Source organism: Streptococcus parasuis, assembly GCF_021654455.1.
Lineage (GTDB): Bacteria > Bacillota > Bacilli > Lactobacillales > Streptococcaceae > Streptococcus > Streptococcus parasuis.
This window is the reverse complement of the sequence record NZ_AP024276.1, coordinates 729,262-749,338: the sequence shown is the minus strand read 5'-3', so window position 1 is coordinate 749,338 and position 20,077 is coordinate 729,262. Positions and strand designations below refer to the sequence as shown.

At 37.8% G+C, this 20,077-nt stretch carries 23 protein-coding genes and 1 CRISPR repeat array; of the genes, 1 reads left to right on the top strand and 22 read right to left on the bottom strand.

All coding sequences use genetic code 11. From position 1 onward, the window contains the following. Positions 1-45: 45 nt before the first annotated feature. The 6 genes from rpsU to hemW form a co-directional block, all read right to left on the bottom strand. Positions 46-222 carry a 30S ribosomal protein S21 gene (gene rpsU, locus L6410_RS03770; RefSeq protein WP_000048054.1) on the bottom strand — a complete coding sequence of 59 codons (177 nt, stop codon included), beginning with the start codon at positions 220-222 and terminating at the stop codon, positions 46-48. Between the two features lie 100 nt (positions 223-322). After that, positions 323-955 (bottom strand): TIGR01906 family membrane protein, encoded by a 633-nt coding sequence (locus L6410_RS03765; RefSeq protein ID WP_237396182.1) that lies wholly within the window; start codon positions 953-955, stop codon positions 323-325. Next, the gene (locus L6410_RS03760) at positions 945-1,718 is read right to left on the bottom strand and encodes a TIGR01457 family HAD-type hydrolase (RefSeq protein ID WP_024392437.1); all 774 of its coding nucleotides are present in this window, start codon (positions 1,716-1,718) and stop codon (positions 945-947) included. Before L6410_RS03760 ends, L6410_RS03765 begins: the two co-directional genes overlap by 11 nt. Positions 1,719-1,727: 9 nt before the next feature. Next, the gene (locus L6410_RS03755) at positions 1,728-2,345 is read right to left on the bottom strand and encodes an NUDIX hydrolase N-terminal domain-containing protein (RefSeq protein WP_237396180.1); all 618 of its coding nucleotides are present in this window, start codon (positions 2,343-2,345) and stop codon (positions 1,728-1,730) included. Then, positions 2,332-3,072: an acyl-ACP thioesterase domain-containing protein gene (locus L6410_RS03750; protein ID WP_172036639.1), complete on the bottom strand. Its 741-nt coding sequence runs from the start codon at positions 3,070-3,072 to the stop codon at positions 2,332-2,334. The genes L6410_RS03755 and L6410_RS03750 overlap by 14 nt, the downstream gene beginning before the upstream one ends. Before the next feature lie 13 nt (positions 3,073-3,085). Next, on the bottom strand, positions 3,086-4,225 hold the full coding sequence (gene hemW / locus L6410_RS03745) for a radical SAM family heme chaperone HemW (protein WP_237396173.1): 1,140 nt from the start codon (positions 4,223-4,225) through the stop codon (positions 3,086-3,088). 99 nt (positions 4,226-4,324) lie between these two features. Between hemW and L6410_RS03740 the strand changes: the two genes are divergently transcribed. Further along, positions 4,325-4,897 (top strand): VanZ family protein, encoded by a 573-nt coding sequence (locus tag L6410_RS03740; protein ID WP_172090109.1) that lies wholly within the window; start codon positions 4,325-4,327, stop codon positions 4,895-4,897. A 198-nt stretch (positions 4,898-5,095) separates the two neighbouring features. Here the strand turns inward: L6410_RS03740 and L6410_RS03735 are convergent, their stop codons facing one another. The 16 genes from L6410_RS03735 to cas1 all read right to left on the bottom strand — a co-directional run bounded on the left by L6410_RS03735 (position 5,096) and on the right by cas1 (position 20,036). Next, entirely contained in the window at positions 5,096-6,448 is a 1,353-nt protein-coding gene (locus tag L6410_RS03735; RefSeq protein WP_172006064.1) for an IS66-like element short variant transposase, read from the bottom strand. Then, positions 6,402-6,608: an IS66 family transposase gene (locus tag L6410_RS03730; RefSeq protein ID WP_105126552.1), complete on the bottom strand. Its 207-nt coding sequence runs from the start codon at positions 6,606-6,608 to the stop codon at positions 6,402-6,404. Before L6410_RS03730 ends, L6410_RS03735 begins: the two co-directional genes overlap by 47 nt. A 50-nt stretch (positions 6,609-6,658) precedes the next feature. Beyond that, entirely contained in the window at positions 6,659-7,009 is a 351-nt protein-coding gene (gene tnpB, locus L6410_RS03725; protein WP_024407179.1) for an IS66 family insertion sequence element accessory protein TnpB, read from the bottom strand. Further along, positions 6,990-7,175 carry a hypothetical protein gene (locus L6410_RS03720; RefSeq protein WP_024404060.1) on the bottom strand — a complete coding sequence of 62 codons (186 nt, stop codon included), beginning with the start codon at positions 7,173-7,175 and terminating at the stop codon, positions 6,990-6,992. Before L6410_RS03720 ends, tnpB begins: the two co-directional genes overlap by 20 nt. 195 nt (positions 7,176-7,370) lie before the next feature. Next, positions 7,371-9,638 (bottom strand): glycogen/starch/alpha-glucan family phosphorylase, encoded by a 2,268-nt coding sequence (gene glgP / locus L6410_RS03715; protein WP_237396171.1) that lies wholly within the window; start codon positions 9,636-9,638, stop codon positions 7,371-7,373. 177 nt (positions 9,639-9,815) lie between these two features. Next, positions 9,816-10,532 (bottom strand): purine-nucleoside phosphorylase, encoded by a 717-nt coding sequence (deoD, locus tag L6410_RS03710; RefSeq protein ID WP_024392431.1) that lies wholly within the window; start codon positions 10,530-10,532, stop codon positions 9,816-9,818. Between the two features lie 109 nt (positions 10,533-10,641). Beyond that, the gene (locus L6410_RS03705; RefSeq protein WP_237396169.1) at positions 10,642-11,451 is read right to left on the bottom strand and encodes a purine-nucleoside phosphorylase; all 810 of its coding nucleotides are present in this window, start codon (positions 11,449-11,451) and stop codon (positions 10,642-10,644) included. A 96-nt stretch (positions 11,452-11,547) separates the two neighbouring features. After that, positions 11,548-11,952, bottom strand: coding sequence for an arsenate reductase (glutaredoxin) (gene arsC / locus L6410_RS03700; protein WP_237396166.1), 405 nt, complete (start codon positions 11,950-11,952; stop codon positions 11,548-11,550). Continuing rightward, entirely contained in the window at positions 11,952-13,163 is a 1,212-nt protein-coding gene (locus tag L6410_RS03695; RefSeq protein WP_237396158.1) for a phosphopentomutase, read from the bottom strand. Before L6410_RS03695 ends, arsC begins: the two co-directional genes overlap by 1 nt. Positions 13,164-13,477: 314 nt before the next feature. Then, positions 13,478-14,149, bottom strand: coding sequence for a ribose-5-phosphate isomerase RpiA (gene rpiA / locus L6410_RS03690; RefSeq protein WP_172130116.1), 672 nt, complete (start codon positions 14,147-14,149; stop codon positions 13,478-13,480). Positions 14,150-14,218: 69 nt separating this feature from the next. Beyond that, a complete protein-coding gene (locus L6410_RS03685) occupies positions 14,219-14,620 on the bottom strand; it encodes an HIRAN domain-containing protein (RefSeq protein WP_237396149.1) in 402 nt (133 codons plus the stop codon). A gap of 11 nt (positions 14,621-14,631) precedes the next feature. Further along, positions 14,632-15,426, bottom strand: coding sequence for a hypothetical protein (locus tag L6410_RS03680; protein ID WP_237396147.1), 795 nt, complete (start codon positions 15,424-15,426; stop codon positions 14,632-14,634). After that, positions 15,419-16,204, bottom strand: a complete 786-nt coding sequence (locus tag L6410_RS03675; protein WP_237396146.1) for a hypothetical protein — start codon at positions 16,202-16,204, stop codon at positions 15,419-15,421. The genes L6410_RS03680 and L6410_RS03675 overlap by 8 nt, the downstream gene beginning before the upstream one ends. 73 nt (positions 16,205-16,277) lie before the next feature. Further along, a CRISPR array of direct repeats spans positions 16,278-17,698; the repeat unit is 36 nt; unit sequence GTTTTACTGTTACTTAAATCTTGAGAGTACAAAAAC. 60 nt (positions 17,699-17,758) lie between these two features. Further along, positions 17,759-18,805 (bottom strand): CRISPR-associated protein Csn2-St, encoded by a 1,047-nt coding sequence (gene csn2-St, locus L6410_RS03670; protein WP_237396145.1) that lies wholly within the window; start codon positions 18,803-18,805, stop codon positions 17,759-17,761. After that, a complete protein-coding gene (gene cas2, locus L6410_RS03665) occupies positions 18,802-19,125 on the bottom strand; it encodes a CRISPR-associated endonuclease Cas2 (protein WP_237396144.1) in 324 nt (107 codons plus the stop codon). The genes csn2-St and cas2 overlap by 4 nt, the downstream gene beginning before the upstream one ends. Further along, entirely contained in the window at positions 19,122-20,036 is a 915-nt protein-coding gene (cas1, locus tag L6410_RS03660; RefSeq protein WP_237396136.1) for a type II CRISPR-associated endonuclease Cas1, read from the bottom strand. Before cas1 ends, cas2 begins: the two co-directional genes overlap by 4 nt. Positions 20,037-20,077: the final 41 nt, after the last annotated feature.

The window sequence follows — 20,077 nt, the reverse complement described above, 5'->3', positions numbered from 1 at the left end:
GTAAAATGTAAATAAAAAACAGCCCTAAAGCTGTTTTAAATTCAATTAGAATTTTTTACGCTTGCGAGCTGCTTCTGATTTACGTTTACGTTTTACAGATGGTTTTTCGTAGAATTCACGTTTACGTGTTTCTTGAAGAGTACCAGCTTTAGTAACCGCACGTTTGAAACGACGAAGAGCATCATCAAGTGATTCGTTCTTGCGTACTACTGTTTTTGACATTTTTTTCACTCCCCTCAATTTCAAAGTCTTTATCATTGTACTATGAATGCATCCGTTTGTCAATCTTTTTTGATTTTAAATCATAAAAATCTGTCCTAGGTCAACTTGCCCATCGATTGCTTTTTCGAGACCACGCAAGCATTGCCCCAAAGAACACTTCGTAAAGAACAAAAAATAATATAAAGCAATGCAAGAAAAATTCCTCAGGTAAAATATAAATGACAGGATCCTTGGCCGGGTCAAATAACCAAGTAGAATCACCAGGAAAAAGGACCGTATGAAACAGAACAAAGAATTGGTCAAATCCCATAAGAAGCCCCATTAAGCCGATGACAACCGGTGCAAGCATCATCCACAAGAAGGTTTTTTGAACCAACCAGCCATGGCCTTTTAAAAGAATCTGTTTGATGAACAAGAAAAAAGCGGGAAAACTTAGAACAAACACACCTTGCGCTAAATGAAATAGTTTTTTCACATCAGCGAAATGTTTGAGACCATCAACTGAGGAAGAAAAGTTAGGCATGTCTAAAACTGTCTGAAATGGATTGGTTAAATAGTTCATCAAAATATTGAAATTATATGAGATATCTGCCGATTTCAAATAGACGATTTTTTCCAGCCCTAGATAAGAAATTTCAATAGGGAACACTAGCCATGCCAAATAAATGGTAGCAAGGATTGCACCCGACAGCACAAATAAAACCGTTCCAAATACTTGTAGTTTAGTTTTCATCAAAGCTCCATTCATCTAAACTATTCAACACATGGGTTGGCGCAATTGGTAAATGAGCTACTTCTTCTGGCTTTGTAAAACCAGTAAGTACCAAAAGGGTTGAAAAGCCATTATCAATACCTGCCCGAATATCTGTCAAGTAATTATCACCAACCATGATTGTCTGACTCTTTTCAGTTCCCAGTATCTCCAAGGCCTTATCCATAATGATGGATTTTGGTTTTCCAATGATGGCTGGTTTGATTCGAGTTGCAGCTTCTAATAGCGCCAATAATGAACCTGCTCCCGGTAAATGCCCACGCTCAGTTGGAATATTCAAATCTGGATTGGTGCCAATAAAGGTTGCTCCTTTTTGGATCGCTAATGTAGCAATCGTGAGTTTTTCATAAGTCAAATCAGTGTCTAGCCCAACAACGACATAGGCAGGATTATTTGTATCCTCAACGTAACCTGCTTCATAAATAGCTGATTTTAGCCCATCTTCACCGATTACATAAACGGTCTTGTCTTTACCCAAATCATTCATATAATCGATGGTAGCAAGACTTGCAGTGTATATGGTTTCAAGTGGCGTCACAATATTGAATTGCTCAGCCAGCATGGCCTGCACCGTTTCAGGTCTGCGGGTGGTATTATTGGTCACGAATAAATAGGGAATTTGTCGTTCTTGCAATCGATGTACAAATCGTTCCCCAGCTGGTATGCGCTTTTTCCCTTCATAAATTGTCCCATCTAAATCAATCAAGTATCCTTGGTACGTCATTTTTCCTCCTTAATCAAATCGTGTTTCCCAATGTTTGGCATGACAAGCTTCAAAACAAAGGGCTATTTGTTCTGGTGTATTTTTCCCTAAAGATAGCTGTGGCAAGTCGTTAAGTTCAAAATAAGCTGAGCCGATTGTTTCCAAATTTGGTTGAAATTCCCCACCAATAACCTTGCAAAGAATAAATACCTTTGTTACACGGTGTGCAGACTTGGCTGGATTATTCTTATGTTTGTCCAAAATCGCCACAACCCGTTTTGCTTCAACCTCGAGTCCCGCTTCTTCTTTTACTTCTTTAATCACATTATCCTTAACCGATTGATCTACGTCACACCAACCACCAGGCAAAGACCAAAGTCCATCATTTTCCTGAACCAACAAAATTTTGTTATCCTGAAAAATGGCTGCGCGAGTATCAAGTTTCGGTGTCTGATAGCCAGATTCATTACAAAATAGCTCTTTCACTACTTCCAAAGGTTGCCCTGAAGTCTCCACTAACATTTCTGCCGCAATTTGCCGCACTTCTTCAAAAAGTTCAATATCATAAACATCTTTCCCATAGGCTAAACCTGTTTGAGCGATGGCTTGTAGACGCACAGCCCAGTCCAACCACTTATCTTGCGTCATCTCTTTTCCTCCATTCAATTGTAGCTTGTGCATGAATATGCCCCTCTACAACGATTTCATGTTGGCTATGTAATGCTGTTGTAACCAATCGAGAACTCACTTGACTTGTAGGAGCTACTTCCTTGATGTATTTTAATTGAATTTTTTTAGGAACATGGCAGAGTAGAAAATCGTATCCTAGCGATTCACACATCCATTCTAAGTACTTACTATTGTTGACATGACCATTCATATCCAAATCAAAATAACGAACCGAAAACTCCTGAACAAATGGTGCATCCAGCTCATGGTATTTGGGTGCCCGTGGTAATTTTTTGACCTGTTCAGATTGAAATGGCTCAATCAATACTTCTGGAACTGGAGCTACCTTTCGAGTTTCAAAATCAATCAACACAAAATAGCAGAGAATATCGAGTAAAAGATTGCCATTTTCATCATAAATATAGAACATCCGATGGCAGAAAAATTTATTATAGGCAATCGCTTCTGTCACAATGGTGATGGTCTCATTATAAGTTGGTAAGCGATGAATGTTCAGCTCATAATCAGTCACTACCCAGATTAATCCAAATTCTTCAAAAATAAATACATCACTTCTTCCAACTGACTCTGATTGACGTCCTGACACTCCCAAACAATATGAAATAAAAGCTGGTAATTTAATTTCATGTTGCACATCACACATATCAAATGGAATAGTTAGATTTTCTTGGTATTTTAATCCCATTTAGCTCACCCCTCTACAACTCTTCAATAATAAACCGTTCAGCTACTGTATCTCCAAGAAATAATCCTTTTTTCGTCATTCTAAGCCAATGGTTCTCCTCCTGTAAGAGACCTTCATTTATTAAGTCTCTAACAACCTGACCATATCGTTCTTCAAATGAGATACCAAATTTTTCTTCAAATCGTTCAATCGAGACACCCGTTTTCTTTCTCAGGCCTAAAAACATCTCTTCTTCCATCTGCTCCGTTTTACTGAGGAATTCCTCATGTAAACGTGAATGGCCTTTCTCACGAATTGATTTGAGATAGTGCTGAATCGGGCCTCGGTTACGATAACGCATGCCATCCAAATAGCCTGAAGCCCCTGCCCCTAATCCATAATACTCCGCATTATCCCAGTACATGAGATTATGACGACTTTCAAATCCTGGTTTGGTAAAATTAGAAATCTCATAGTGCTCAAAACCATTTTTTTCTAACTCCCGAAGGATGTAATCAAACATATCAGATTCTACGTCCTCATTGGGCAGATGAAGATTTCCACGGCGTTGGCGATTCATAAAGACCGTATGATTTTCCAAAATCAAGCTATAGAGACTCATATGGGGAATATCCAATTCTAAGGCCTTTGCAACATTGTCTTTGACTTGCTCCATTGTCTGACCAGGTAACGCATAGATAAGATCTATGGAAATATTATGAAAACCAGCTGCTTTTAGTGAAGTAATGGTTTCATAAATTTGGGCTTGATTATGACTACGACCAATTTTTTTTAACATACGGTCATCAAAGGTTTGAACCCCCAATGATACGCGGTTACACTTAGATTTTTCTAGAACTTCAATTTTGTCTGCTGTCAGGTCACCAGGGTTAGCCTCAATAGTAAATTCCTCCAGTTGAGATAAATCCAACAAATTCTCAAGATTGGTCAAGAGATAGTCTAATTGATCTGCTGATAAAGCCGAAGGTGTTCCACCACCAATATATAGGGTCCGAAGGGCTGGGAGGTCGTAAAACTTGACCTCTTCCATGAGGGCGGACAAATACTCATCGACAGGTTGGTTTTTGATAAATACCTTGGAAAAGTCACAATAGTAACAAATTTGAGTACAAAATGGAATGTGAATGTAGGCTGATGTCGGTCGTTTATTCATAAAATCTATTATAGCACATTGTCAATGAAAACTTTTTTTGGAGCCACACTTTACTTCACTCTAAAATATTCGTATAATAAAGATGAAAGGAGACTTTTAATGAACAAAGAAAGAATATACGATAGCATCAATCTCATCCTGTCATTTTTAGTCTGCCGCTGGATTTTTATGACTTTTCTTTTTTTCCAGTTTTCGACTATATTTATGACCTATGATGTCATTCCGACACTTGCGGCAATCCTGTTAATGACTGCATTTTGCTTTAACATATTTCGATTAATTTATAGACCAAAAATTTCTAGACCAATTCTCTACTTTTTCTATTCTAGCTATTTACTTCTCCTCATTTATCTCCTATTTTTCAAAAGTATTGGCGTCAAAGGTTTCAACTGGAATCTCTTTTCCACCTTCACACAAGACCTCTTTCTCAACCCAGCTATCTTAGTCTTTAACCTCTTATTATTTTTACCTCTAGGATTGCTCGTTCCCTTTTCTTGGAAAAAATTAACTCTTTTTATTGGTGTAATTCTGATAATTGAAGTCTGCCAGTACACTTTCTCATTAGGTTTCTTTGATCTTGGTGATATCCTGCTCAATACAATCGGTTTTGTCCTTGGAAATTTCCTTGGACAATCAGTAATTGGTCAATTCTTCAAAAATATAGTCATTTGAATTAGCTTTGATACATCGTCGCTTTCGCCTTGCCGTACTCTAGTACAGCCTGCGTCTCAGCTCCTTGTCTGAAAGTTAATTCATTCGACTATAAAATTCAAAAAAATAAATCTGGATAACTAGTCTTTAACAGTAAGCGCCCAATAACAAAGTATATTGAAAAAGGCTCCAAAGTCCTGTCGACTCTGGAACCTTTTTCTATTTACATGCTCTTTTAATTTTTTCCTTCCATGGCAAATAAGCCTCTAGCACCTCTTTTTTTGCGAGCGTCTCCTCGTTAGGTAAGTGTTCTAGAAGATAGGTCATATATTTTTCTGCATCAAGGCCATGTCGTTTAGCAGTTTCCAAAAGACTCAGAATGACAGCTGTCGATTTGGCTCCCTCAAAGCTCTGAGAGAATAACCAATTTTTTCTGCCAATCACTAAGGTCTTCATTGCCCTCTCAGCCATATTGTTAGACAAGACTAAGTCACCGTCCGAGAGAACGGTTCGGAAAGTGGTTTCGTAGTTGAGGCTATACTCTATTGCAGTGCCCAATTTGGAGCCTGGCAAAACAGATTGCTCACGACACCAGTCAAAGAATTCGTCCATCAAGGGAGCCAACTCTGTCTGGCGTTTATGCAGTCGCTCCTCGCTAGACAAGTCAGCCCAGTCATTCTCTAAGGCAAATAGGCGGTCGCAATAGGCTAATCCCTTGGCTCCTAATGAAGTCTTGTCGGTCTTCTTAGGAGTCGCCTCAAAAAACTTTCGTCTGACGTGAGCCCAACAGCCAACCAGCTGAGCCTTGTCTAATTGACGATAAGCACTCCACATGTCACAATGAACGTAGCCCGCATAGTCCCCAAGAAATTTCTCCACAACTAAGCCACTCCGTCGTTTGTCGTGATGATAGAGGGTGATACCCTTTTTCTCATGCTTACCAGACAAGAAGGTCCAGTAGAAGGTTAACTCACTATCATTTTCTAAGACCTTGTAGGAGGTCTCATCCGCATGAAGAATAGGCTGCTCCAACAATTTCTCGTGCAACAGGTCATAAATTGGTTCGAAATAATACTGACTAGACTTGATGTGCCAGTTGGCTATTTCCTTCCGACTGATTGGCAGACCAAGCTTATGCCAGTCCTCTTCCTGACGGTAATTGGGCACCTTAAGATTGAACTTCTGATGAATAGTATGGGCGATAATAGAAGCCGAACCCAAGCTGTGTGCCAAAGGTGCCTTAGGAACGGGAGCCTTGATAATCTTATCGCTTAGATTCTTCTGACTACATGCCTGACACTTGTATGCGTGTTGAACATGGTCAATCCGCTTTAATTGTGCGGGAATAAAGACCAACTCTTGTCGTTGAACAGTAGAACCAATCTCTTTCAACTGTCCATGACAGTCTGGACAAGTGCAGTCTTCACCCTGCAGTTCGTGATGAACAATCTCTGGAGTGAACTGACTAAAAATAGCCTGACGAACTCCCTTAGCTTTCTTGCGTTTATAGGTAATCGTTTCTGTTTCAACTGGGTAAGTCAGCTTCTTCTTCAGGGAGACTTTCCTCCCCAAACAAGCTCAGCTGACCGGGTTGATACACAACCTTCTCTGATGATTTTCCGTAGAGTTTCTGTCTCAGATACTCAACCTGTTCACGAAGGAGAGTGAGTTCATTAGCCATCATCTCTATCGTTTTTGACTGTGTTTCAATAATTTTTTCTAGTGATGACATAACCAATCTCCTTCTTTTTGTCTTATTATACACAAAGAAAAGCCATGATTTCAATAGAAATCACGACTTTTTGAAACATTTATTTTTGGACTGATAGAAAAACCTTTCATGAGCCAGTCCACCTGTTCGGAAGTGAGGGCTTTAACCTCCTCTTCATTGTTTGGCCAGGTCAATTTCCCATTTTCAAAACGTTTATACAATAACCAAAATCCCTGTCCATCCCAGTAAAGAGCTTTGAACCGGTCTTTTCGACCTCCGCAGAAGAGATAGACCTGACCTGAAAAGGGATCCAGATTGAATTGACTTTTGACAAGGTAGGCGAGAGAATCAATCCCTTGACGCATATCTGTTTTCCCGCAAACCAAATAGACTTGACCTAAATCACTGAGCCGGATTGTCATAGAACAGTACCTTATCCAAGATTGTTTCCAATACCTCTTGGTTGATAGAGTGAAAGAAAGTGAGTTCTACTTTTTCGAGACGAATTTTCATCAGAATCTCATTTCTACTTTTCTTTTTAAAGCGTCGTGATTTGGGAACAGTCAATGGGACAATGGGTTGTGACATAAAAAAATCCTCCAGTTTTTTTATTACAGTATACTGGAGGAGTGAATGATTGGATAGGTACCTTGTTATGGGGCGCTTACCTTTAACATAAAAAATAGCTTAAAATGACGTCATCAGCAACGTTGATTCTAAGCTATTTTTTTATTCTAATGTTGTTCAGAGTGAGATTTTTTAGATTATCTGTCTACTTTTATGCTATTTAGCTTCCAAATGCCAGATATCTTCATTATACTGTTGAATCGTACGATCTGATGAGAAGAATCCAGATTTGGCAATGTTGACAATCACTTTTTCAAGCCAGCTATTACGGTCTTCATAATCTGTCAACATGCGTTCCTTGGTTAAAATGTAATCTTCCAAGTCTAAGAGGGTCATAAAGTGGTCATTGTGTTTCAAATTATCTTGTAAGCACCATAGACGTTCATCGATACCACCCGCATGACGTACGACATCACTAGTAATGAAATCAATCAATGGACGGATTGTATTGCGTTCGTAGTAAGCGTATGGGTGGTAGGTTCCATTTGCATAATGATCAATTACAGTTTGACTGTCTTGACCAAAAATGTAGATGTTTTCATCACCAACCAATTCATGGATTTCTACATTGGCACCATCATCCGTACCAATTGTCAACGCACCATTCAACATGAATTTCATATTGCCAGTACCAGATGCTTCCTTAGATGCAAGAGAAATCTGTTCGGAAATATCTGCTGCTGGGATAATATAACTCGCCTCGGTTACATTATAATTTTCAATCATCACCACTTGCAAATGTGGGGCAACATCAGGGTCATTTTGAATAACTTGTGACAGTACTAATATTAAGTGAATAATATCTTGGGCAGTTGTATAGGCTGGCGCTGCTTTTCCTCCGAAGAATACGGTTAATGGTCGAGTTGGGATATTTCCAGCTTTGATATCCAGATATTTGTAAATGACATATAATACGTTCATTTGTTGCCGCTTGTACTCATGCATGCGCTTGATTTGCACATCAAAAATGGATTCAGGGTTAACCTGTACACCTTGAGTTTTCGCAATATGACGTTGCAATTTGCGTTTATTATGTTGTTTGGTTTCTTCTAACCAGTCTTTAAGTTCCTTGTTTCCCTTGAAATCCAAAAGTTTTTCCAATTCACTCGCATCATGGTGATAGCCATGTCCGATTAAGCCATCAAAGTAGCTTGCCAGACTTGGGTTCGCATGCATCAGCCAACGTCGGAAGGTAATCCCATTTGTTTTGTTGTTGAATTTCTCTGGATAAAGCTCGTAAAAAGCCTTCAATTCTGAAGTTTTCAGGATTTCTGTGTGAAGGGCCGCCACTCCATTGATGGAATAGCCATAATGAATATCCATGTGAGCCATATGAACACGTCCTTGTTCATCAATAATGTTCACCGCTGGATCGTTCTTGACAGCTTTCGCACGACGGTCCAATTCTTCGATAAATGGTACCAGATGAGGCACAACACGGTTTAAGAAATCAAGTGGCCATTTTTCCAAAGCCTCTGACAAAATGGTATGGTTGGTATAGGCCGTCATCTTTTTCACGATTTCAACCGCTTCATCAAATGAAATACCACGAAGTTCTAACAAACGAATCAATTCAGGAATGACCAATGAAGGATGGGTATCATTGATTTGAACGACAGCGTAATCAGGCAAATCATGCAGATTAGAACCTTTGGCAATCGCTTCATCAATCAATAATTGCGCAGCATTGGACACCATGAAATATTGTTGGAAAATCCGAAGGACTTTTCCTTCATCTGTCGAATCATCTGGATATAAGAAGAGCGTCAAATTGCGGAAAATGTCCTCTTTATCAAATTCTATACCATCATAAATGATATTGTCATCTACTGAGCCTAGGTCAAACAAGCGCAGACGGTTTTTCCGTTCCATTTTAAAACCTGGTACATCAATATCATAGAGCTTTGAAGTCAGGGTGAAGTGAGCAAATGGCACCTGATAAGAAATCGGTGATTCTGTTAACCATGAATGCGGAGTAATCCATTCATTTGGAACGGCTGTCTGTTGATGGTAGGCAAATAATTGACGAAAGAGACCAAAATGATAGTTGAGGCCAACACCATCACCATTTAAACCAAGACTTGCAATCGAGTCTAAGAAACAGGCAGCTAAACGACCTAAACCACCATTGCCAAGTGACGGTTCTAGTTCCATATCTTCAATGGTAATCAAATCTTTGCCAGCTGCAACCAACTGACTTTTCACTTCATCATAAAGTCCAAGATTGATTAGGTTGTTCGATAATAATTTACCAATCAAGAATTCAGCTGAAATGTAGTAAACTTTTTTCTTCTGATCGTTGGTATACTTGGCTTCACTTTGTTGTTTAGTAAAGGCTAATAAAGCATAATAGAGTTCTTGGTCTGTACAATCTTCGATACGTTTGGCATACATAGACTGGACAAAGTTTTGTAAGTTGATCATTCTTTTCCTCCTTTTGGAAACTTATTTATGTAAGTATTCACGAATGTTTCTGTTAAAAAATGTAACCGTTTTCTATATTATACCTTATTCAACAAAAAAAGACAAGCCAAGTTCCGTACAAATAGAAATTGGTTCGCCTTTCAAACGATTGCGTTTTATAGCAATCAAGATTTATTATCATTCATCAGCAATCAGAGTTTCCAACCCAACCTTCATCATATCAGTGAATGTGTTTTGACGCTCTTCAGCTGTAGTGTCTTCCTCTGGATTCACCAAACTATCAGAAATTGTCATAATGGCAAGGGTTTGAACACCAAACTTAGCACCTAAATAGTAAAGTGCGGCTGCTTCCATTTCTACAGCTTTCACACCCAATTTCCCTAATTCTAAGTTCCGACTGAATAGCTTTGGAGAATAGAAACTATCTGATGACAAGACATTGCCGACATGGGTTGTCAAGTTAAGTTCCTTAGCAATATGATAAGCCTTATCCAACAATTCAAAATCAGCAATTTGTGGCAAATCATATTCTGGCCAGTCAATATTCATCATTTTTGAATTAGTGGCTGCCCCTTGAGCAAGTACCAATTCACGGACATGAACATCCTTATTTAAAGAACCGGCTGTTCCCACACGAATCAATTTTTTTACGCCATATTCGTTAATCAGTTCATGTGCATAAATAGAAATAGATGGCATACCCATTCCTGTTCCCATCACAGAAACACGATGACCTTTGTACGTACCTGTATAGCCAAACATATTGCGGACTTCATTGAAACAAACAGCATCTTCAAGGAAGTTTTCAGCGATAAATTTAGCACGAAGTGGATCACCAGGCAGTAAAATCTTATCAGCGATTTCACCTGGTTTTGCGGAGATATGGATAGACATGTAGAGCCTTACCTTTCTTGATAATTATTCTTCTTATTGGATTGGAAAACGATAAAAGTACTGAAGTAAGAGTGTGAAAAGTGATTATTGTACTCTCACTTTCACCAATTTACAACTCAGCCAAGATAGCTTTGACCAAGCCTTTGAAGTTGTCCTTGATTTGCTCGGTTACTTCTACAACTTCTTCGTGATTGAGTTCCGATTGGAAACCGGCCGCAAAGTTTGTAATAGCAGAAATTCCCAAGACTTTCATACCTGAGTGAGCTGCCACGATAACTTCTGGTACTGTCGACATACCAACAGCATGAGCACCCATAGTCTTGAATGCCAAGATTTCTGCAGGTGTTTCATAGGTAGGACCTGTCACACCTAGATAGACACCATCGTCCAACTTGATGCCCAATTTTTCCGCAATGGCATGGGCTTTTTCACGGTATTCTTTAGTGTAGGCATTGGACATATCGGGGAAACGTGGACCAAATTCATCCAAGTTTGCACCAATCAATGGGTTTTGACCTGTCATGTTGATGTGATCGGTAATGGCCATCAAGGTACCTGGACCATAGCCGATACCACCTGCGGCATTTGTCACAATGACACCTTCACAACCGAGTGCTTTCATAACACGAACAGGGAAGGTCACGACCTCCATGGGATTTCCTTCATAAAAGTGGAAACGACCTTGAAGAGCCAAGACTTTACGTCCTGCCAAATCACCGTAAACCAACTTACCAGCATGACCAACAACCGTTGATTTGCCCCAGTTAGGAATTTCTGCATAGTCGATGACAATGGCATTTTCAACTTCTTGAGCTAATTCACCCAAGCCAGACCCCAAGATCAAACCGAATTCAGGTTTCACTAGACCTTTTTCTTCCAAGAACGCTTTTGTTTCATAAATTTTTTCTACTAATGTCATAAGTTCAATGATACTGGACTGTCGTCCAAATTCAATTAGCCTAGCTAATTAAACTTCCTTTCTATAATCTTTGATAAACCCTAAGAATCTAACTATTTATAAAGGCAAAACTACTTCACCATCTTCTTTAACATAGGGTGTTTTCATTGGTGGCAATAATTCCAAAACTGTCTCTGAAGGACGACATAATTTAACACCCTTTGAGCTCACAACAATTGGTCGATTGATAAGAATTGGTTCAACAACCATTGCCGAAATGATAGTATCCTCAGATGCACTTTCCCAATCAATCCCCATTTCATGATATGGTGGTACATTGGTTCGTAACAAATCTTTAGCTGTTATTCCCATTTTGAACAATAAATCATGCAATTCTTCCTCACTCGGTGGGGTATCCAAATAATGAACAATTTCAGGTTCAATTCCAACATGTCGGATAATAGCAAGGACGTTGCGCGATGTTCCACATGCAGGATTATGATAAATCACAACTTTTTCCATTAAACTAAAGCTCCTAAGAAACTTTCACCTATCATGGCTGTTTCCACACCAAAGTTTTCAGCAACTGTGGCTGAAATATCCGCAAAGTGACCGACTGGCAAGACTCCATTTCCTTTGAAAGCCTTGCTGTATGCCAAGAGTGGCACATATTCACGTGTATGGTCTGTTCCAGCATAAGATGGATCATTTCCGTGGTCTGCAGTAATCAAGAGCAGGTCATCTTCACGCATCGCATCAATAAGCTCTGGAATACGTGCATCAAACTCTTGCAAACAATCGCGGTAGCCTTCGATGTTGCGACGGTGACCATAGACAGCATCAAAGTCAACTAGGTTTGTAAAAGTAAATCCTTCCTCGAATTCAGGTAATTGCAAAGTTTCAAGCAAGACATCGACACCGTGCATGTTGGACTTGGTATGACCCATATCGTTGGTAATACCTGAGCCATTGAAAATATCACTGATTTTACCAACTGAGTAAGTTGGTACACCTGCATCTGCTAGTTTGTTGAGGACTGTTGCTTCAAACGGTGACACTGCATAGTCATGACGGTTTGCAGTCCGTGAGAAATTCCCTGGCTCACCAACGTATGGACGGGCGATGATACGGCCTAGAAGAGCTGGGCGTTCAAGGGTAATGGAACGAGCGTATTCACAGATACGATATAACTCATCAAGTGGAATAATGTCTTCATGGGCTGCAATCTGAAGCACAGGGTCTGCGGAGGTATAGACGATCAACTCCCCTGTTTCCATTTGGCGAGGACCAAAGTCATCAATGACAGCTGTACCTGAATACGGCTTGTTTGCTTCGCGGATGATTTTACGACCTGAGAATTCTTCGATTTTTGTCAAAATCTCTTCAGGGAAACCATCCCAGAATGTATCAAATGGCTCAGTAATATTGAGACCCATAATTTCCCAGTGTCCAGTCATGGTATCCTTGCCGAGCGATACTTCTTCCAACTTGGTCACGTAACCAGTTGGATGGCTTTCAGCAGGAACTGTCGCAAGCGCTGTATCTCGAGGGATATTTCCAAGACCAATCTTGGTCATATTAGGCACCTCAAGCCCAGCTTTTTCAGAAATGTGACCGAGAGTATCAGATTCTGTATCTGCTACACCCGCATTGAAAAATTTATCTGAGTCTGGTGCTGCGCCGATTCCGACAGAGTCCATAACTACCAAGTGAACACGTTTAAATTTAGGCATAATTGTCTCCTTCTTTGAATCACGAGTTACAGAAAATCAATTTCCAACCATAGTACCAGTAACATATCTGGAATTACATCTTTTAATAAATGCATTATCTGCTGCCTTATTCGTGCTCGGTTCATTCCCGAACACCTAGAGCATAGATTCCATTCTAGAAAATCTATACTCATTCATAGGGTTTGCAAGCAATGGATAGCGAAAGACATCTATACAATTGGAAATGAATTCTCTTTAACTTCAAACGTTCGTGTTTTCATTATACCATAAAAACGCCTCTCATTGTTAGTAATTGAGAAGCGTTTTCACTTTATTTATTTTTTGACTATTTGAGGACCGTCAGGTGTACCAACGATTACCTTGGAAATCAAACCAATAAAGAGTCCATGTTCAACAACTCCGACTGTCCGATCCAATTCTTCCGCCAATGCAACTGAATCTTCAATCCGATGTAAATCGAGGTCAATAATATAATTTTTCATATCCGTTACAAGTTTTTCACCATCACTCATTCGGAAACTTGGGCGATATCCTTTTGATTCGAACAAGCGAAATAGATTTTCAGAACCGTATTGAACCACTTCTACTGGCAATTTAAATGCTCCTAGCGTTTCAACTACTTTGGATTCATCAACAATCCAGATGCAATCTTTACTATTAACCGCAACAATTTTCTCCATTAATAAGGCCGCACCGCCACCTTTGATTCCATTAAAGGCTCCATCTACTTCATCAGCCCCATCTACCGTTAAGTCTACATACTCAACTTCATCAATATTTTTTAGTGGAATCCCAAGGGACGCAGCATGCTCTGCCGTAGCATGCGAGGTCGTTACACCAATAATTTGTAACCCCTCCTCCACAACCCGACGGCCAATTTCTTTCACAAAATAGTAAGCTGTAGAACCAGTCCCTAGACCAACAACCATACCATCCGTTACAAATTCCGCCGCCTTAATACCAACCTGCTCTTTTAGGTTTGTCATCTTTGTCTCCTTTGAAGTAAAACGATTACATATAGTATATCATAAAATACCCACGGATGTACAAGGAAATTATAAGTCTTGGAGATAGATGCCAATGTAAATTTTGACCCAATTTCCTTGTAGCTCCTTATTAGTCACCTTTCCAAACAACAATTTTCCTGCATCCATTAACCTTGAGAATATGACATTGTCTTTCTGAGGTACAAAACCAATTTTTATACCGTCCATATTTCGAATTTCAATCGCATTCTTATCAAATGAATTGTGAATATCTCTGAAAAATTCTAAGCGATCATCTACCTGAATATAGGGTTCTAACTCCTCAATTCCTTCAACATGTGAAGTACCAGCCACCAAGGTATCAAATAGAAATATATCACGTTGAAAAGGTTTAAGATTACCTAGTTCATTTTGGCCGTCTAATTTTACTTTTAAAATGGATTGTTGACTTACATTTGTTAGTTCGTTCATGTTCCCTCACCCTATTTTAATTGATTGTATAGAAAAGTGGTCGCTTCTTGTCGGGGTACCCCATCCAATAATAACCATGAAAACCGCAACCAGATATGATTTTCTTCCTGAATTTCAGTGTGAATACGAAAGCGAAAACCGTCTCTTTTAGGTGATTTTTCAATTTGCAACCATTCCTGCAGTTTTGCTATATATTCCGGCTTAATAGTACTCATCCCTTGTACCCATTTGCTAGAATGCCACAAAAAATAATGTACTTTCTCCGTTTCACCCCAATCACACATTATCCTTTGGACTTCATCGAGGTAAATCTCATACCAGTCTCCAATTTTTAATAGTTTAGTTTCTAAAGCTATCTCAAAGTGGCAAGAAAGGTTATTCAAAGGATTGCCATCACAACCCTCACGAACTATACAAGAAAATGGATGACGAATACCTGTTTGAAAATGATTTAGTTTGAGTGTTCCTAACGGAGTCATTAAACCAAAAATTTTATTGCCAACATAATTTTCAGCTTGTAGCCACCACTTTTTCGACATCACTTTTTCTTCAACCACTAAACAGATTTGCTCCGTTTCGAAGTCTTCGCTAAAATAGTCCTGATCTAGCTGTTGACTTTTATCCAAGTCCGAAAAATATTCGACTTTAATATATGGAATCCCCTGAGAATCTTTTCCTTCCACTATTTCAAAAATAGGCAATCCACAAGAATTAGAATAGAGGTGATCTCCCCAATCTAGAATGTTCTCCCTTTTTGAAAAATAATTTAGGACTTGATAAAATTTCCTTTCATTCCCTTTAGACATACCGCTCAAGCTCCTTCTGACAACGTTCTATCTCTTCGTCAAGAATTCGCAGTTCTGTCTTCAACTGCTCCTCTCTTTCTAAACAGGCTTCTTCATCAGCCAATAAAAACTTAAATTTGTACGGAAAAGAATTTTTGATTACTTCTATCGACTCTTTAAGCGATTGCAAAACTTCCTCAAGACGTTGTTTTTCCTGTAAAAGTGATGTTGCATCATTGACTGACTCATCAAGATTGTCTATCATGTTGTAGATAAATTCCAATTTTACCAGATTTCCTTCTTCGTAAGCTTCAACAGCTCTGAAAAACAATTCTCTCTGGGCTTCTGTTAGGTTTAGATTCAAGTCTGGATGGAGTAATTTTACAATTTTACGATACATTGTTTTTAGAAGTTTTGCTTCTTTTTCAGTAAGAATATCTCGTTTACTCCAATCGAACGCTGCATTAATTTCCTGAATCTTTTCTTCTAATTTTTCTTTGTATGCTTGAAATTCCGTGTCTAGCAAATCCTCAATTTTCTTTTCATCAATGTTTTCTTGACGATTTCTAGCCGCAATAAGAATTTGTAACTTTCTTCTCAATCGTCTCCACTTATATTCTGCATCAATTATCTTGTATTCCAATGCACCAAAGCGTAAAAGGAATGCAGACTCAATGGCAGGACATTGTTGTAAAATTAAATCATCACGCTCTAGAAATTTCATTGAAATTTCAACTCGTAGCCGGTCAATATCTTTTTGCAAGTCATCGTGCGGTATAAATGGGATAATGTTGGTCATTCAGTCTACCTCTAATCACTCTTTTCTTACAATAAGTATATTAAAATGTATCTAAAAATTCATTAAATTTGTTAATTTTCTGTTACTTAAATCTTGAGAGTACAAAAACTGGTCACTTATTCTATTCGCAAAAAAAATAGTTTTACTGTTACTTAAATCTTGAGAGTACAAAAACTGACTAAATCAAGCAGAGAGAGTATAATGAGTTTTACTGTTACTTAAATCTTGAGAGTACAAAAACCACACCAATCCATAAAAGCTTTGAGCTCTCGTTTTACTGTTACTTAAATCTTGAGAGTACAAAAACCGCCAGTTGCGTGCTTGAAAAAATCAGGAGGTTTTACTGTTACTTAAATCTTGAGAGTACAAAAACCTCACTAATGCATTGTTATCGCTGTTAAAAGTTTTACTGTTACTTAAATCTTGAGAGTACAAAAACTTACAAAGGAACAGTACGAGGCTATCAAAGTTTTACTGTTACTTAAATCTTGAGAGTACAAAAACTGCTGAAAGTTTTTCCGATACCACGCCCACGTTTTACTGTTACTTAAATCTTGAGAGTACAAAAACATGCTGATACAGATAGCTTGCACTTGTTCCGTTTTACTGTTACTTAAATCTTGAGAGTACAAAAACTGTAGACAGTCCAAACAATCAGACCGATGAGTTTTACTGTTACTTAAATCTTGAGAGTACAAAAACTAGACTTACTTATGGAAATGTCATCGGAATGTTTTACTGTTACTTAAATCTTGAGAGTACAAAAACTGCGTTGTTGCTTTAGTTGTTGCCTTTGGCGGTTTTACTGTTACTTAAATCTTGAGAGTACAAAAACGCTCATAAAGACTTGTCGTTTCTTTGACAGGTTTTACTGTTACTTAAATCTTGAGAGTACAAAAACCATAAGGGACTCTACGTTTTGATTGCTTGGTTTTACTGTTACTTAAATCTTGAGAGTACAAAAACTGGCAGGTCGTTGGACTTTTACAAAGGCATGTTTTACTGTTACTTAAATCTTGAGAGTACAAAAACCACTCATACTTCAAACTACAGTCAATCAATGTTTTACTGTTACTTAAATCTTGAGAGTACAAAAACGAGACATCGAATCACCAACTTTGGTTGCAGGTTTTACTGTTACTTAAATCTTGAGAGTACAAAAACTGGCAGGTCGTTGGACTTTTACAAAGGCATGTTTTACTGTTACTTAAATCTTGAGAGTACAAAAACCACTCATACTTCAAACTACAGTCAATCAATGTTTTACTGTTACTTAAATCTTGAGAGTACAAAAACGAGACATCGAATCACCAACTTTGGTTGCAGGTTTTACTGTTACTTAAATCTTGAGAGTACAAAAACAGACTGACCGTTTTCTTGAAATGCCTTTATGTTTTACTGTTACTTAAATCTTGAGAGTACAAAAACATATCATGTTGAACAAGATTACGAGTTCTTGTTTTACTGTTACTTAAATCTTGAGAGTACAAAAACCTCAAATTGTTTTTATACTCTCTTTTCTAATTATAATATCTATTAAAATACTTGTCAAATTTAGGATATAAGGTAATTTTCCTCTAATTTTGAAATAGATTTATTGGCATACTCCATTTTTACATCATAATTATAAAGTGAATTGATAATTTTCAAAGTTATCAAATCTACATCAGATAAACTAACAACTTTCTTTACATCATTAGAAAATAAATACGGACTAATTTTTCGGAGAGAATCCAAAAATTCCTTTGTATCTAATGGGTGCGTTGAGGGGTAAGAATTCAGATAACTATGATACAAGAAGGAAAAATCAGGATAGTGCTCTATTTGATCAGAATATATATTGACCGTTTCAATAGTCGATTCAGTTAAGTATAGATACCCCTCCTGTGAAGGAAATAACATAACATGAAAATAGGGATACTTATCACAAAGCATTTCTAAATAATGTACTATTCGGACAAAAGAATCATATTTCAAATAATCATCTAAATTTTTAAAAATAAGCAAGATTGGTTTAGCTTGCACTTCTAATAGATAGTCTAACATTTGTAACAGAAACCACAATTTCTTTTCATTAGGGACAAATTCAAAAGCAATTTGATCTCTTGAATATTTAAAAAATGGAACAAACTGCTTAGTGATAATTTGTTCTGGAATAAAATCAATATTTCCAACTTCATATTCTATTTCATCATAAGTTAAGGAAATAGTTGCATTTACTTTTTGAGCAATTTTCTGCAAGTGATAATTTATCATTTCAAGCTCTTCTATAGCCTCTAGGCTCTGCATTTTAGAGGAAAGATAGGAAAAACCAACAGTTCCCTTCTTGTATAAAATTTGTTCTGCGATATCTCCTATTTCTGCTATTGAAATAATCTGAAAGGCATTTCTATTTATAGTCTCATCATCTTTTAAAATAATAAGTTCAATTTGGTGAAAAAGTGTTAAATCCTCCTCTTTGTATTTTTTCCCACCAAAATACCAGATCAAAAGTTGCCAAATATAATACTTTAATTCAACATTTTGTCCAACAATTTGCGTAAATTGTCCAACATGAATAGGGATATTGTTCAATGTATGGTGAGGAATTGACCAATTCATATAATTACCAACTTCCTATCACTGACTGTTTCTTCTTGCCTTGTCTTGCCCCCAACGATTAAAACCATTTCAGAAAATTGTTTCTCTGTGACTGCAAGCAACCTCACATTACCAGCAGGTAAATAACTTTGTTGTAGTTTTTTATAAAATTTACTAGCAAAACTTCTATTCGGACAGGTGCGATAGTAGACAGAGAACTGTAACATTTCAAATCCATTTGCTATTAGCTCCTTTCTAAACAAACGATACTGACGTTTTTCTTGAGTTGTTTCCATTGGTAAATCAAAAAAGCATAGTAGGCGCATGGCATCGTACCTCATAATTTCTCCATTTCTAGACTTGAAACAATTGGACAGAAGAATTGATTGGTATCTCTGTCTTCGATACAACGGATAAATCCCTTAACAAACTTATCCATTGCTACAGTGACACTACATTTTTCTTTTCCATATTTTATTTTTGCATTCAATAGATTTGTCAAATCCAACCGATGCTGATATGTTAAAAAATCAGCTTCCCTTAAATTTAAATAAACCCACACATCAATAATCTGTCTAAAAGGCTCCATAAGGTCATCTACTAAATTAAACTGATTGTATTCATTTTTGTGAAAAACTCCTATAAGAGCATTCAGACCATAGCCTGCTACGATTCGTGCTAACTGTGCTCTGAAAATGGTATAGCCATAATTCAAACCAGCATTCACAGCGTCAGTTTCTTTTTGAGTCTGTCGAACAAACTGCTTACCAAAGAGTTCATTAAAATAAACCTTTGCTGCATGACCCTCTCGGTTAGTCCTATCTCCCAGTTCAATCTGTTCTTTATAATCCGACAGTAATTGAATAGCTGATAAATCTTTTTCGAACATTGCTAGGGTATCTTGCTGATTAGAAATCTTAAAGTAAGTTATGATTTGCCACAACTTATCCTTCTGCAACTGCGACCACGATAGTTGGGCTTGTAATTTTTTATAGGCTCTAAAGTGTCCATTTTGTGAATGATAAATACCTGTAGGTAAGTGATGACTATCACACACAATCAAAGCAATATTATACTTGCTCAATACACTTAATAGACGCAATGTGACAACCGTATCCCCTCCTTCTGCAACGATGATTGAAATGTCACTCAATGGAATAGTAAACTCTTCACCTTGTTTCTTTATAACTAGGTTATCGAGTTTTAAGCGCATTTTTTCACTTTGGTGGATATGTACAATTCTCCAAGTCATATTAAACTCCTAAGCATAACGAAAAGCACCCCGTACGAAAC